This is a genomic window from Kribbella sp. NPDC049227 (assembly GCF_043197265.1).
Lineage (GTDB): Bacteria > Actinomycetota > Actinomycetes > Propionibacteriales > Kribbellaceae > Kribbella.
In genome coordinates this window covers 260,552-273,793 of record NZ_JBICST010000011.1, presented here as the reverse complement: position 1 = coordinate 273,793, position 13,242 = coordinate 260,552, and the positions used below count along the sequence as shown (strand labels likewise).

At 68.6% G+C, this 13,242-nt stretch carries 13 protein-coding genes and 1 riboswitch; of the genes, 7 read left to right on the top strand and 6 right to left on the bottom strand.

Translation table 11 applies throughout. From position 1 onward, the window contains the following. Positions 1–173 precede the first annotated feature (173 nt). A riboswitch (FMN riboswitch) is annotated at positions 174–307 on the bottom strand. A 172-nt stretch (positions 308–479) separates the two neighbouring features. Next, entirely contained in the window at positions 480–1,952 is a 1,473-nt protein-coding gene (locus tag ACGFH6_RS42230; RefSeq protein WP_393396525.1) for a protein kinase, read from the top strand. A 317-nt stretch (positions 1,953–2,269) separates the two neighbouring features. Here the strand turns inward: ACGFH6_RS42230 and ACGFH6_RS42225 are convergent, their stop codons facing one another. Further along, a complete protein-coding gene (locus ACGFH6_RS42225; protein WP_393396523.1) occupies positions 2,270–4,315 on the bottom strand; it encodes a VWA domain-containing protein in 2,046 nt (681 codons plus the stop codon). A gap of 181 nt (positions 4,316–4,496) precedes the next feature. On the opposite strand from ACGFH6_RS42225, the gene ACGFH6_RS42220 reads away from it, so the two are divergent. The 5 genes from ACGFH6_RS42220 (at position 4,497) to ACGFH6_RS42200 (ending at position 8,562) form a co-directional block, all read left to right on the top strand. Then, complete coding sequence (locus tag ACGFH6_RS42220) at positions 4,497–5,156, top strand: helix-turn-helix domain-containing protein (RefSeq protein ID WP_393396521.1); 660 nt, start codon at positions 4,497–4,499, stop codon at positions 5,154–5,156. Between the two features lie 176 nt (positions 5,157–5,332). Further along, on the top strand, positions 5,333–6,199 hold the full coding sequence (locus tag ACGFH6_RS42215) for a substrate-binding periplasmic protein (protein WP_393396519.1): 867 nt from the start codon (positions 5,333–5,335) through the stop codon (positions 6,197–6,199). Beyond that, positions 6,199–6,954 carry an amino acid ABC transporter permease gene (locus tag ACGFH6_RS42210; protein WP_393396517.1) on the top strand — a complete coding sequence of 252 codons (756 nt, stop codon included), beginning with the start codon at positions 6,199–6,201 and terminating at the stop codon, positions 6,952–6,954. Before ACGFH6_RS42215 ends, ACGFH6_RS42210 begins: the two co-directional genes overlap by 1 nt. Then, positions 6,941–7,687: an amino acid ABC transporter ATP-binding protein gene (locus tag ACGFH6_RS42205; protein WP_393396515.1), complete on the top strand. Its 747-nt coding sequence runs from the start codon at positions 6,941–6,943 to the stop codon at positions 7,685–7,687. The genes ACGFH6_RS42210 and ACGFH6_RS42205 overlap by 14 nt, the downstream gene beginning before the upstream one ends. Before the next feature lie 140 nt (positions 7,688–7,827). Further along, complete coding sequence (locus tag ACGFH6_RS42200) at positions 7,828–8,562, top strand: polysaccharide deacetylase family protein (protein ID WP_393396512.1); 735 nt, start codon at positions 7,828–7,830, stop codon at positions 8,560–8,562. 10 nt (positions 8,563–8,572) lie between these two features. On the opposite strand, the gene ACGFH6_RS42195 is transcribed toward ACGFH6_RS42200, so the two are convergent. Together ACGFH6_RS42195 and ACGFH6_RS42190 are read right to left on the bottom strand one after the other, a co-directional pair. Further along, positions 8,573–8,938, bottom strand: a complete 366-nt coding sequence (locus tag ACGFH6_RS42195; protein ID WP_393396510.1) for a hypothetical protein — start codon at positions 8,936–8,938, stop codon at positions 8,573–8,575. A 106-nt stretch (positions 8,939–9,044) separates the two neighbouring features. Continuing rightward, positions 9,045–9,836: an HAD-IIA family hydrolase gene (locus tag ACGFH6_RS42190; RefSeq protein WP_393396508.1), complete on the bottom strand. Its 792-nt coding sequence runs from the start codon at positions 9,834–9,836 to the stop codon at positions 9,045–9,047. A gap of 61 nt (positions 9,837–9,897) precedes the next feature. On the opposite strand from ACGFH6_RS42190, the gene ACGFH6_RS42185 reads away from it, so the two are divergent. Beyond that, positions 9,898–11,124 (top strand): MFS transporter, encoded by a 1,227-nt coding sequence (locus ACGFH6_RS42185; protein ID WP_393396506.1) that lies wholly within the window; start codon positions 9,898–9,900, stop codon positions 11,122–11,124. Here the strand turns inward: ACGFH6_RS42185 and rpe are convergent. The 3 genes from rpe to cobM are packed head-to-tail and all read right to left on the bottom strand — an operon-like array spanning position 11,089 to position 13,223. After that, positions 11,089–11,754, bottom strand: a complete 666-nt coding sequence (gene rpe, locus ACGFH6_RS42180; RefSeq protein WP_393396504.1) for a ribulose-phosphate 3-epimerase — start codon at positions 11,752–11,754, stop codon at positions 11,089–11,091. The genes ACGFH6_RS42185 and rpe overlap by 36 nt on opposite strands. A 9-nt stretch (positions 11,755–11,763) precedes the next feature. After that, positions 11,764–12,486: a cobalt-precorrin-6A reductase gene (locus ACGFH6_RS42175; protein ID WP_393396502.1), complete on the bottom strand. Its 723-nt coding sequence runs from the start codon at positions 12,484–12,486 to the stop codon at positions 11,764–11,766. Then, positions 12,483–13,223, bottom strand: coding sequence for a precorrin-4 C(11)-methyltransferase (gene cobM / locus ACGFH6_RS42170; protein ID WP_393396500.1), 741 nt, complete (start codon positions 13,221–13,223; stop codon positions 12,483–12,485). The genes ACGFH6_RS42175 and cobM overlap by 4 nt, the downstream gene beginning before the upstream one ends. Positions 13,224–13,242 lie beyond the last annotated feature (19 nt).

The window sequence follows — 13,242 nt, the reverse complement described above, 5'->3', positions numbered from 1 at the left end:
GGCGAAGCGTTGTTCACTCACGGTCCCTCGTCGTCACGGACGCACTCCGGGGCCATGACAACCGGCGCGGCAACCCCCGCCGTCCAGCCGGTCCTCAAGGATCGAGGCCACGCGTTCACGCAGGCTCGTCACCCACATGCCACGCCGTCCGAACGCCGGAGCTCTCCCGCCGATCGCGTGCGCCTCCCATCCGGACTTTCACCGTCGGTCCCGGAATTCCACCAGGTCAACCGACCGCCAAACCGCAGCGGCCGGGTCGCGGACTGTCACCGCCGGCTCGGAATTACACCGACCCCGGAGCACGCGAGTGGGTTCACTCGTACTTCAAGTATGCCCTCCCCACCAACCCACACCACGACCCAGGTCACATCCCGGTCAGTCCCACCCACCGACCGGTCCTTCCCATCCACCGATCCTGGGTGGATTCGGGGCGTTCGGGTCCGGCGGGGCGGTCCCGCGGACCCTGTACCTTCTTGCCGGTGGAGGCGTTTGCTGGGCGGTATCGGCTGATCGACCTGATCGGGACCGGCGGGATGGGGTCGGTCTGGCGGGCCTGGGATCTCCGGCGGTCGGCGTACGTCGCGGCCAAAGTCCTCGGGCAGCACGACGCGGCCACCCTCCTGCGCTTCGTCCGGGAACAGTCCGTGCGGATCCAGCATCCCCACGTGGTCGCGCCGCACGGGTGGGCGGCTGACGACGACAAGGTCGTGTTCGCAATGGATCTGGTCCGCGGCGGCTCTGTCGCCACCCTCCTCGGCGACCACGGTCCGCTTCCAGCGTCGTACGTCGCCGTACTGCTCGACCAGCTCCTGCACGGCCTGTCCGCAGTCCACGCAGCAGGCGTCGTCCATCGCGACCTGAAGCCGGCGAACCTCCTGCTCGACGTGACCGGAACCGGCCGCCCCCACCTGCGCCTGTCCGACTTCGGCGTCGCCGGCCTGATCGGCGAACCACGCATGACCCGCACCAGCACAATCCTCGGCACCCCCGGCTACCTGGCCCCCGAACAACTAGCCGGCGCCGACCCCGACCCCCGCCAGGACCTCTACACCATCGGAGCCGTAGCCCTGGAACTCCTCACCGGCCAGCGCCCCACCCCCAGCCCCCTCTCACCCACCACCACACCCCCCGCCAACGCCGCACCACGCGCACCCGCCGAGCCACCAGGGGCCGCCGCACCACTCGCCGAGCCACTAGGGCCGGCCGCACCACCCGCACCCGCCGAGCCACTGGGGCCCGCCGCGCCACTCGACGTGTTCATCCGGCGCTGCATGGCAACCGATCCGTCCGAACGCCCCGAGTCCGCCGACGCCGCCGCCCGCCTCCTCGCCGAGTCCGGCCTCCTCCCACCCGCCGGAGAGACTCCCTGGGCCAACCACCCCGAATCCCCCGAGGTCTTCGACCAACTCCCACCCCTCCCATCCACTTGGACCCCCATCGGCCCGGCCCCGCAGTCCCCACCACCGCGCTCCGTCCCCCACCCGACCCAGACACCGCGGCCAGTTCGTCGAGCCCAGCCAACTCCTTCACCTGAGCCGCATCCTCGACCCCAGCCAGCTCCTTCACCTGAGCCGGCTCCTCCACCCCAGCCAACCCGCGCGTCCCAGCCCCCACAGGCAACTCAACCGGCACGCGTGGCGATCGCCGCCACAGCACCCACCGCCCAACCACCCGCCGCCTCAGCCGCCGCATCAGCCACCGCATCAGCCGCCGCGGCTCAGCCATCCGCTGCACCACACCCCGACACCCAGCCGCCCCACGCAACTCAACCGACCAGGGCAGTTCAACCGACCAGGACAACTCAACCGACCAGGGCAACCGCCGACCCGCTGCCTACCACGGAGAAGTCGAAGGCATCACGCAAGAGGAGAGCACTGGCGTGGGTAGCAGCAGGCTGCTTCGCAAGCGCCGCAGCCCTCCTAGGCAGCGCCGCCTGGCTCCTCCTGCACTAGCCGAAAGACCCCGGGCCCCAGTGCAGGAGCAGGCTTCTGGCTGACCGCCCGTTCCGCGTCCGCGTCTCACCCATGTGCCGGTCGCACGGCGCCCACCTCGCCGGCCACTGCCCACCATGGTTCGACCGCTGACCCGGACAGAAGCCGAGGGTGCTTCGGAGGCGCAGAGCACCGGTGACCAGCAGTGCCGCGGCCCAGCGGACTCGTCAGGCGGCGAATTCGTTGGGCCGCTGGACCACTTGAGGCCTTTCGATTCTGTTGGGCTGGTTGCTGTAGCCCGGGCCATCAGTCGTGGCCCGGGCTCTGCGGGTTGGTGGTTAGTGGGGTGGGTGTTGGCCGCCTTGGCTGGGGTGCTGCGGCGGGGCTTGGTTCGGGTACTGCGGGGGCTGGTTGGGGTGTTGGGGCCAGGGTTGGGGGGCTGGGTGGGCGGTGGCGGGCTTCTTGCGGAGGCGTAGGACGGTGAAGGTGCCGATGATCAGGAGGAGGAGACCGCCGCCGCCGAGGCCTGCGATCAGGGCGGTCTGGGTGCCGTCGTCGGAGTCGTCGCGGGCCTGGATCGGACCGCCTGCCTCGTTCTTGTCGCCGGAGTCTGCCGGTTGGGAGGGCGTGTTGGTCGGGGACGGCGTTACGGACTCGCCTGAGACCGGGGTCGCGCCGTCTACATACTCCGGTTTGCCACTGCCCGCCGTACCGACTACTCCAACGGTCAGGGTGAGGGGGATGGTGAAGGCCTTGTCGTTGTCTTTGCGGCTCAGCGATACGGCGATGTAGTACTCACCGGGCGTCGAAGTGCCGGTGTCCTGGTTGTTGGCTCCGTTGCGGTTGAGGTAGCGGATCTCTTTGGTTGTGACGGCCTTGACCAGGCCTCGCTTGGTGAGGACACCGCGGGTGTAGGAGCCGCCCGGCACGTTCTTGGCGAAGACTGCGTAGACGTCCTCGCCGATCGGCGAGATGAGCGCGGAGTCGAGGTAGCGGATCCCGTCGAGCGCCTCGGCCTGGGCTCCGGCCATCTCGGGCACCGTGATCTGCGCCTGAATCCGCTGACCCCAGTCGGCCTTCACCTTGTAGAGCTGCAGCTCCCCCGGCATCAGCGTCGTCTTGTAGCTACCCGGCTCGAGCAGCGATGCATCCGGGAAGCTCGAACCGGGAACGATCTCGCGCGGGGTCGACCCAGGCATCGGAGCCCAGACCGGGTCGGTAGCCGGCGCCGGCAGGCTGGTGGTCGAGTCCACCGGCGGCTCCTCGTCGATCCGCAGCTCGTACGGCACGCCCTTGAGCTCCCGGAAGTCCTTGCCCGGATTCACGGTGAGAACCATCTGATCGGACCCGGAGCACTCCTCGTTCTGCTTCTCGTACTTCGACCAGCTGGCGGCCGTCCCCGTCGCGAGCCCCTGATCGCCGTCGAACCCTCTGGGGTAGCTCCATCCGCACTGCTCACCGCTCGGCGTGTTGAGCCGCACCTCGGTCTGGATGACGAAGCTGCCGCCGGACGGTCTCCGGAAGCTGACTCCCGCACGCAGGGTCGAGCCAGTGATGGTCCGCTTGATCAGATAGTGCTTCGCCGTGTCGTCCACCCCGAAGGTGTCCGAGTAGTGGCCCGGGGCAAGGACCGGGGCGCCCTCCTGCTGGGGCGCGCCATGGACCGGCGTGCCTGAGATGCGGAACGGGCGGAAGGCGCGGTTGGACAGGCGATCCAGGCCGGTCTCGAGATCGATGGTCGAGTCGGCGTCGTAGTAGTCGCCGCGGCCCTCACGAGCGACGCACTGCAGCTGGGTGCGGGCTTTGCCTCCGACACGGAACCCGACCACGTCGATCTTCAGATCGATACCCTGCTTGGCGATCGAGCGCGCCACCTCGCATGGCTCCGGAGCACAGGTCGCCTCACCGTCGGACACCAGCACGATCGTGCGCTGGCCGGCCGGACCGAGATCCTTCGCGGCTTGCTGCAGGGCGTAGGCGATCGGCGTCTCGCCGTACGGCTTGTACTTGGCGATCGCGGCCTGCAGCTGCGGCCGGTTGCCGGTCCCGATCGGGACGGTCAGCTGGGTGTCGGTGCAGGCGCCTGGCTGGGTGCGCTTGAACACCGTCGCGCCGTAGACCCGCAGGCCGACCTGCGCGTCGTCGGGGAGCTTGCTCACCACCTGGGTCAGCGCGGTGCGAGCCGCGACGATCTTCGTCTTGCCGTCGCCGGCCGGCTCCTTCATCGACCCGGACGAGTCGAGCACCATCACGAGCTTGCCGGTATCACCCGGCTCGGGATCGGCCGAGGCCGTCCCGGTGGTCAGTCCGGCCAGGACCGCGGTCAAGGTGATGGCGAGGAGCGCCCACACCGCGGGGCGGCGGTGTCCCTGCAGAGCCGTCATCGTTTCCTCCAGTGAGATTCGCTGCCGCAAACCTTCGCAGTTTGCAATCGCAAATGTCAAGACGACCCGATCTGCGCCTGGATATCCACAACTGCAAACAGATCCGCTGGCAATTTGCCTTCGCAACTGCGAAGATGTTTGCAGCGGTCACGGACGACGGCCGGGCAAGGGGATCACACTGATGGACCAGACAGCGCACAACCTCCAGCAGCAGATCGAGCTGTACGGCGAGACGCTCGGTGAAACCGTCCGCCGAGTCGCCCCGCCACTCGGCCTGACCCAGAGCGCGCTCGCGCAGGTGATCGGCCTGTCGGCGCCGATGTTGTCACAGCTGATGAGCGCGCAGCGGGTGAAGATCGGCAATCCTGCGGTGATGTCGCGCCTTCGCGCCGTGTCCGAGCTCGCCGATCTGGCGATCGCCAGTGAGCTCGGTCCCGACGATATTCCCCACGCACTGGACCAGATCCGCGCCTCGACGGGCGCCTACACCGACGCCACCACCACACAACTGCGGCGATCACCCGGCGCCCCAGCGGGGCAGGCCACGAGCTCGACGCCACCCTTCGCGACACCCCCTGGGCTGGCCGCGGACGCGCCGACGGGACAGTCCTGGCCATCAGGAGTCGCACCCATCACCGCGCCCACGAATGCGCCACCGACCGCGCGGGCCGTTGTGCGGGAGATCCAGGATCTGTTCCGTGCGGTCGCGTCCGCCGAGGAGATCCAACGAGCCGCCGATGCGGCCGCGGCTGAGTCACCGGCGATCGCCGAGTTGCTGCGCGCCTACGGGACCGGCCGGACCGCCGATGCGGTCGCGCACTATGAGAAACACCACGGTTGACCAGTCGGCATCGACGCCCGCGCAAGCGAATCAGGCGTTGATATAGCACAAGCCGAGTAGACATCTCGGCCTGTCTCACTGGGTGTCGGTGTGGAATGCCGGGCACCCGGGCGATGTTCTGTTGCCGCGGCAGGGTGGTTTGCCCTGCATTCGTTGACGTTTGTGAGGAGACAGTCGTGCGCGCCACCAGCGCCCTTCACCGGATCGCCGCAGTAGTAGCCACCGCCGTCACGCTGGCGGCCACGATGGTTGCCTGCGGCAGCAATAACGACCCGGCCGCGAGCGGACCGGACCTCGGGCTGATCAAGTCCGGGACGTTGCGGATCGGGACGCTGACCGACGCGCCGCCGAACGTGTACGTGAAGGACGGCAAGTTCACTGGGTTCGACAACGACCTGATCACCGCGGTCGCGGCGAAGCTCAACCTGAAGCCGGAGTTCGTCGGCACCGACTTCTCCGCCCTGCTGTCGCAGGTGAACGGCGGCCAGTTCGACCTCGGCAGCTCGTCCATCACGGTGACCGAGGCGCGCAAGAAGACAGTTGCCTTCAGCAATGGGTACGACTTTGGGTATCTCGGCCTGAACACCACCAAGACCTCCGGCATCACGACGTTCGACCAGCTCGAGGGCAAGCGGGTCGTCGTGGTCCAAGGCACCGTCCAGGACGACTACGCCACCGGGAAGGGCCTGGACCCGGTCCGCGTGCCGAACTACAACGCCGCGCTCGGCCAGCTCAAGGCCGGCACGGCGGACGCGTGGGTGTCGCCCGCCGAGATCGGCGAGAAGATGGCCAAGGAGCAGGGCGGCGGCACGGTCATCCTGGCGGCCAAGGAACTCAGTGACGCTCCGATGGCGTTCGCCGTGGCCAAGAGCAACGACAAGCTACGGGACGCGGTGAACAGGGGGCTCGACGAGGTGATCGCCGACGGTACCTGGACCAAGCTCGTCGAGCAGTACTACCCGGGTCGCGCCGTACCTGCGACCTTCAAGCCAGGTAGCGGCAGCGCCACGCCCGCGGCGAGCACGACCGCCGCAGCCGGCTGATGGACGTCTGGTCCACGCTCGGCGACACCTTCCTCGACTGGGAGTCGATGAAGGCAGTCCTGCCCGAGATGCTCACCGTAGGCCTGGTCAACACGCTCATCCTGGCGGCCGCCTCGGTCGTGCTGGGGACCGTGCTCGGCATGGTCGTTGCGGTCCTGGCCCTGTCCCGGAAGCGTTGGCTGCGCTGGCCGGCGAAGATCTACACCGACATCTTCCGCGGCCTGCCGGCGATCCTGACCATCTTGTTGATCGGCCAGGGCCTGTCCCCGATCACCCGGCACTGGTGGGGCCCGAACCCGTACCCGCTCGGCATCCTCGCGCTGTCCCTCATCGCCGCCGCGTACATCGGCGAGATCTTCCGCTCCGGCATCCAGAGCGTGGAGAAGGGTCAGCTCGAAGCAGCGCGGGCACTCGGTTTCAGCTACCCGGACGGGATGCGGCTGGTCGTCATCCCGCAAGGAGTACGCCGCGTCCTGCCCGCACTGGTCAATCAGTTCATCGCACTGGTGAAAGAGTCGAGCCTGGTCTACTTCCTCGGTCTGCTCGCCAGCCAGCGGGAGCTGTTCCGAATCGGGCAGGACGCGGCCGCGACCAACGGCAACCTGTCGCCGTTGCTGCTGGCCGGCATCTTCTACCTGATCATCACGGTCCCGCTGACCCACCTGGTGAACTACTTCGACAAGCGCCTGCGAGAGGGGCGTCCAGCCGAGCCGGAGGACGTCGTACTGGAGGAGCTGGCCCATGCAAACCGTTGAGATCACCACAGCCGCCAGCCTCGAGGTGTCCGGCGTCGAGCTCGCCTTCGGCACCAACAAGGTCCTGCGCGGCGTAGATCTGCGGGTGCCGGCCGGGCGTACGGCGTGCGTGATCGGGCCCTCGGGCTCCGGGAAGTCGACGTTGCTCCGAGCGATTAACCGGCTACTCGAACCCGACGCGGGCGACATCCGGCTGGCCGGCGAGTCGGTGCTCAGCGGCAATCCGGACCAGTTGCGGCGCCGGATCGGGATGGTGTTCCAGCACTTCAACCTGTTCCCGCACAAGTCGGTGCTGGACAACATCACCCTCCCGCTGCGCAAGATCAAGAAGTTCGACCCCGACCAGGCACGGGCCGCGGCGCTCGGACAACTCGAGCTCGTCGGACTGAGCCACAAGGCCGCGGCGCGACCGGGCAACCTGTCCGGCGGTCAGCAGCAGCGGGTCGCCATTGCCCGCGCGCTGGCGATGGAGCCCGAGGTGATGCTGTTCGACGAGGCCACCTCGGCCCTCGATCCGGAGCTTGTCAAGGGCGTGCTCGCCTTGATGGCCGACCTTGCCCGGACCGGGATGACGATGGTCGTCGTCACCCACGAGATGGGCTTCGCCCGGGAGGTGGCCGACCAGGTCGCGTTCATGGACCACGGGGTCGTGGTGGAGTCCGGCGTACCCGAGCAGGTCTTCACCGCGGCGGAGTCACCGCGGCTGCGGCAGTTCCTCTCGCAGGTGCTCTAGCGACAGGAAGCAACGCCGGCGCGTCCGCTATGCGTAGTTTGTTGACGCGGCAGCGGCGTGGATCCCTGCGCCGAGCGTGATCCCACCGATCGTGGACGGGTGAGGTAGTGAGGCCCGCCCGCCCACGTCCGGGAGGACGCATGGATGTTCGCTTGACGCGCACCGGCCATCGGCTCATCGGTCTGGCGATGATGATGGTGGTCAGTGCGGTGATCGGCACCGTCGTCGTCGCAGCCGCCCGCAACCCGAGCCAGCAACCACAGAGCGCACCGCCTCCGGCACCGTCCGCAGCGCCGGCGAAGGCGGCACTCCCCACCAAGTACGTCGTACTGACGTTCGACGACGGACCAGATGCGGCGTACACCCCGAAGATCCTCGACATCCTGGCGAAGTACGAGGCGAAGGCGACCTTCTTCGAGGTCGGCAAGAACGTCACGAAGCATCCGGAACTGTCCAAACGCATCCACGACGCCGGGCACAGCGTGCAGAACCACACCTGGACCCACGCCGACCTGCGCCACCTGTCCGCCACCGCCTTCCGGCAGCAGGTCACGTCGACCGACCAGGCCATCCGGGCCGCGATCGGCAGTACGCCGGCCTGCCTGCGACCGCCGTACGGCGGGATGGACCCCACCGTGCGGCAGCGGGCCAAGGCGCTCGGCAAGGACCTCGTGGTCTGGACCGTCGACTCGCGGGACTGGACCAGGCCCGGTACGACGGCGATCGTCCAGCGCGTGCTGAAGAACGTCCACAGCGGATCGGTGATCCTGATGCACGACGGCGGCGGAAACCGCACTCAGACCGTGGCCGCGCTCCCCACCATCCTGAAATCGCTCAAAGCCAAGGGCTACGGCTTCCGCACACTGACCTGCTAGTCGAGCCGAATCAGACCAGTCGTAGCGGCGGCGGGCTCTGCTGCGCCGTCCCGTTGAGCGCGTGCAGCATCGTGCGGTCGGTCACAGCTTGCTGCAAGTCGTTGTTGTCCTTCACATGCATGTAGAACGCGGCCTTGCCCGAGTGCGTCTGCACCGACTGGCCAAGGAGCTTTCCAACCTTTCGAGCCGCCGAGCGCAGCGCCTTGACGCTTTCCGGATCCGAAACCGGCGGCAGTTCGGTCGCTGCGGTCGTAGCCAGCCGGATCGCCAGCAGCAGAACCGCCCGCTCGTCGGTCGGATCCGCCAGGATCTGCTCAATGACCTCATCGCTCCAGCGCAGACGGTAGCTGCCGATCGCCTGGTCAAGCACATCCACTACAGGTCCCCCACTCATCGTTAGTCCGTGTACAAAGACAGCCCCCGGCTATCGAACATCCTGGAGCCCTTGGTGCCGGAAGCAAAGACTTCAGCCCGTTGGTTTTTCAGTCGAGCGCGGCGACCAGGGGGACTACGTCGGCGATGGAGTCGGCGATGCGGGTCGGGCGGTAGGGGAAGCGCTCGACTTCGTGTTCGCCGGTGGAGCCGGACAGGACCAGGACGGTGCGGAGGCCGGCTTCGAGGCCGCTGATGATGTCGGTGTCCATCCGGTCACCGATCATCACGGTGGTCTCGGAGTGCGCCTCGATCCGGTTCAGCGCACTACGCATCATCAGCGGATTGGGCTTGCCGACGAAGTACGGCGCGATGCCGGTGGCGCGGGTGATCAGCGCGGCCACCGACCCGGTCGCGGGCAGCGGTCCCTCGGTGGACGGGCCGGTCGGATCCGGGTTGGTCGCGATGAACCGGGCACCGTCGGAGATCAGCCGGATCGCCTTGGTGATCGCTTCGAAGGAGTACGTGCGCGTCTCACCCAGTACGACGTAGTCCGGCGCGCGCTCGGTCAGCACGTACCCGACCTCGTGCAGCGCCGTGGTCAGCCCCGCCTCGCCGATCACGTACGCCGTACCGCCCGGGCGCTGGTCGTCGAGGAACTGGGCGGTGGCCAGCGCGCTGGTCCAGATCGCGGTCTCGGGGACGTCGATGCCTCCGGCAAGCAGGCGGGCGCGCAGGTCGCGGGGGGTGAAGATCGAGTTGTTGGTCAGCACCAGGAACTTCTTCCCGGACGCCTGCAACGACGCGATGAACTCGCCGGCTCCAGGGATGGCGCGCTCCTCGTGCACCAGCACGCCGTCCATGTCCGTCAGCCAGCTCTCCACCGGCTTGTGCTCGGTCATGGGGCAATCGTAGGTGTGACGATCCGTTCACCGCCGGAAGTTGTCGGTGGGGGGAGCAAGAATGCCATTCATGGAGTTGTCCGGGTACCGCGAGCTGTGGCGCACGCGCGGCGTGATCACGCTGCTGGCATCGTCGCTGCTGGCACGGTTGCCCATGCTCGCCACGTTGGTTCCGGTCGCGTTCCTCGCGAAGGACGCGGGCGGCTCGTTCCGCTGGGCCGGAATCGTGGCAGGTGCGTACTCGGTCGGCATGGCGATCGCCGGTCCACTCTGGTCCCGGACGGCCGATCGCCGCGGGGCACGTGGGGTGTTGCTCGCGACCGGCATGGCCTGGAGCGTGGTGCTCGCCCTGCTCGCCGCCCTGCCGTCCGGGCTGTATCGGCTGATGCCGCTGCTGACCCTGCTCGCCGGTGCGCTCGTGCCACCGGTCATGCAGACGCTGCGTGCCAGTTGGCCGCGCGTCGTCGAGGGGCCGGCGCTGCGGACGGCCTACTCGGTGGACGCGACCGCGCAGGAGCTGCTGTTCATGGTGGGTCCGATGCTCGGGGCAACGGCTGTGAGCATCGCCAGCCCGCGGCTCGGGGTGCTGCTCGCGGCCTTGATGTCGGCGATCTTCATCTGGTGGTACGCGCTGCGACAACCCGCGCCGCTCGCCCGCGACGATCAGAGCGCGCCGCCGTTGACCGCACGCCAACTGCTGTGGCACCGATACCGGTTGCCGCTGATCCTCGCGTTCGGTCTGTGGGTGATGGCTTTCAACGGCATCTCCCTCGGTATCGTCGCGTTCGCGGACGAGCACGGCGAGCGGTTGATCGCGGGCGTCATGGAGGCCGTCTGGGCTTTCGGCAGCCTCGTGGGTGGCGCTGTCGCGGGTGCCTTGCCAGGCCAGCGTACGTCGTACTTGTGGCGCCGGGCTGCCCTGGTCGTGGCGGGGATGCTGCTGTGCGTGTTCGCGACCTGGTCACCGCTGTCGCTCGGGGTGGCACTGACGTTGTCCGGGCTGACGCTCGCGCCGGCGATCGGAGCCCTGTACGAGCGTCTGGGCGCACTGACACCGGACACCGTGCGGACCGAGGTGTTCGGCTGGATGGGCAGCGCGGCCATGGGCGGCGCTGCGATCGGGGCGGCGCTGTCGGGCGCGGTCGTCGAGAGCTTCGGGGTTCGCTACGTCTGGCTGCTCGCCGCCGTCTTCGCCGCGGTCTCCTTCTTGCTGTTGCTACGCATTCCGCCGCAGCACCAGTCCGAGCCGGCTCTACCGGCCGGTGGCCTGCTCGGCGAGACCGCGTAGCTGCTCGACCATCGCGTTCGGGTCGTCGGCGGCGTAGACAGCGGATCCGGCGACGAAGACGTCGGCTCCGGCCTCGGCGCAACGCTCGATCGTGTCGGCCGAGACGCCGCCGTCGATCTCGATCCACAGGTCGAGACCGTGCTTGTCGAGCAACTGGCGGGTCCGGCGGATCTTCGGGACGCACACGTCGAGGAACTTCTGCCCGCCGAAGCCCGGCTCGACCGTCATGATCAGGATCATGTCGAGCTCGGACAGCAGGTCCTCGTACGGCTCGATCGGTGTGGCCGGCCGGAGCGCCATCGCGGCCCGCGCACCCTTGGCGCGGATCTCACGGGCGGTCCGGATCGGTGCGCGACACGCCTCGACGTGGAAGGTGACGCTGGCAGCCCCCGCCTCGACGTACCCGGGGGCCCAGCGGTCCGGGTCCTCGATCATGAGGTGGCAGTCGAGCGGCGTACTGGTCGCTTTGGCCAGGGACTCGACCACCGGCATACCGAGTGTCAGGTTCGGCACGAAGTGGTTGTCCATCACGTCGACGTGCAGCCAGTCGGCGTTCGACACGGCCGTCGCCTCGTCGGCCAGCCGGGCGAAGTCGGCGGACAGGATGCTCGGCGCGATCTGAATCCCCATGGCGTCAATCTACCGACGTGCCTCGACCCATTCGACGACCCGGTCCACCGACTCGACCGCGTCGACGCCGGCGGGGAGCGGTGGCCGACGGATGACGATGACCGGAATGCCGAGCAGTTGGGCCGCGGTCAGCTTCGCCGCGGTCTGCGGCCCGCCGCTGTCCTTGGTGACCAGGACGTCGATGCGGTGGTCGCGCAGCAACGTCAGCTCTCCGTCCACGTCGTACGGGCCGCGGGCGAGGATCAGAGTGCACCAGGTCGGCCGCGGCTCGGGCGGGTCGACGCAGCGGGCGAGCATCCAGACACCGCTGTGCTCGAAGGTGTCCAGTCCCTGACGCCCGATGGTGAGGAACGCCCGAGCACCCAGCGTCGGCAGGAGCTCGGCCGCGGCGGACGTGGTGTCGGCCCAGTGCCAACGATCGCCAGGCGTCCACCCGGGACGGCGAAGGACGAGGAGCGGTACGCCGACCTCCCGGGCAGCGCTGACGGCGTGCTCGGTCATCGTGGCGGCGAAAGGGTGGGTCGCGTCGACCACGGCATCGACCGGATTGTCGTGGAGCCACCTCGCCAGACCCGTCGCCCCGCCGAAGCCGCCCTGGCGGACAACACCAACAGGCAACCGGGCATCCGCGGTCCGGCCGGCCAACGAAGAGACCACGTCGACCCCAGCGGACACCAGGGTCTGCGCGAGTTCACGCGCCTCGCCGGTTCCGCCGAGCAGCAGGACCTTCATCGGGCTCGCGTTACCGAATACAGATGGCTGTCGCGGAACGCCGTCGCCGCCAGCACCTTCCCGACGATGATCACCGCTGTACGACGGATGTCCGCGGCGCGCACCTGGTCCGCGATGTCGGCGAGCGTCCCGCGCAGGACGACCTCGTCGTCGCGGGACGCTCGGGCCACGACGGCGACCGGGCAGTCGGCGCCGTAGCTGGGTTCGAGTTCGTCGACCACGCGATCGATCTGCTGGACGGCGAGGTGCAGCACGAGTGTGGATCGGCTCGCACCGAGGGTGGCCAGATCCTCTCCGGCCGGCATCGCGGAAGCCCGGCCGCTGATGCGCGTCAGGATGACGGTCTGCCCGACCTCCGGCACGGTCAACTCGCGACTGAGGGTGGCCGCGGCTGCCGCGTAGGCAGGAACTCCGGGCGTCACGTCGTACGGGATGTCGAGGGCGTCGAGGCGGCGCATCTGCTCGGCCATCGCGCTGAAGACGGACGGGTCGCCGGAGTGCAGCCGGGCCACGTCGAGTCCGTCGGTGTGGGCGGTGCTGAGCTCGGCGATGATCTCGTCGAGGTTGAGCGAGGCGGTGTCGACCTTGCGAGCGCCGGGCGGGCAGTGGTCCAGGAGCTCGACCGGGACGAGCGCGCCGGCGTACAGGCAGACCGGCGACGAGGCGATCAGGTCACGGCCGCGGACCGTGATCAGGTCGGCGGCGCCCGGACCGGCACCGATGAAATGCACGGTCACTTGGTCACGCTCCGGACGG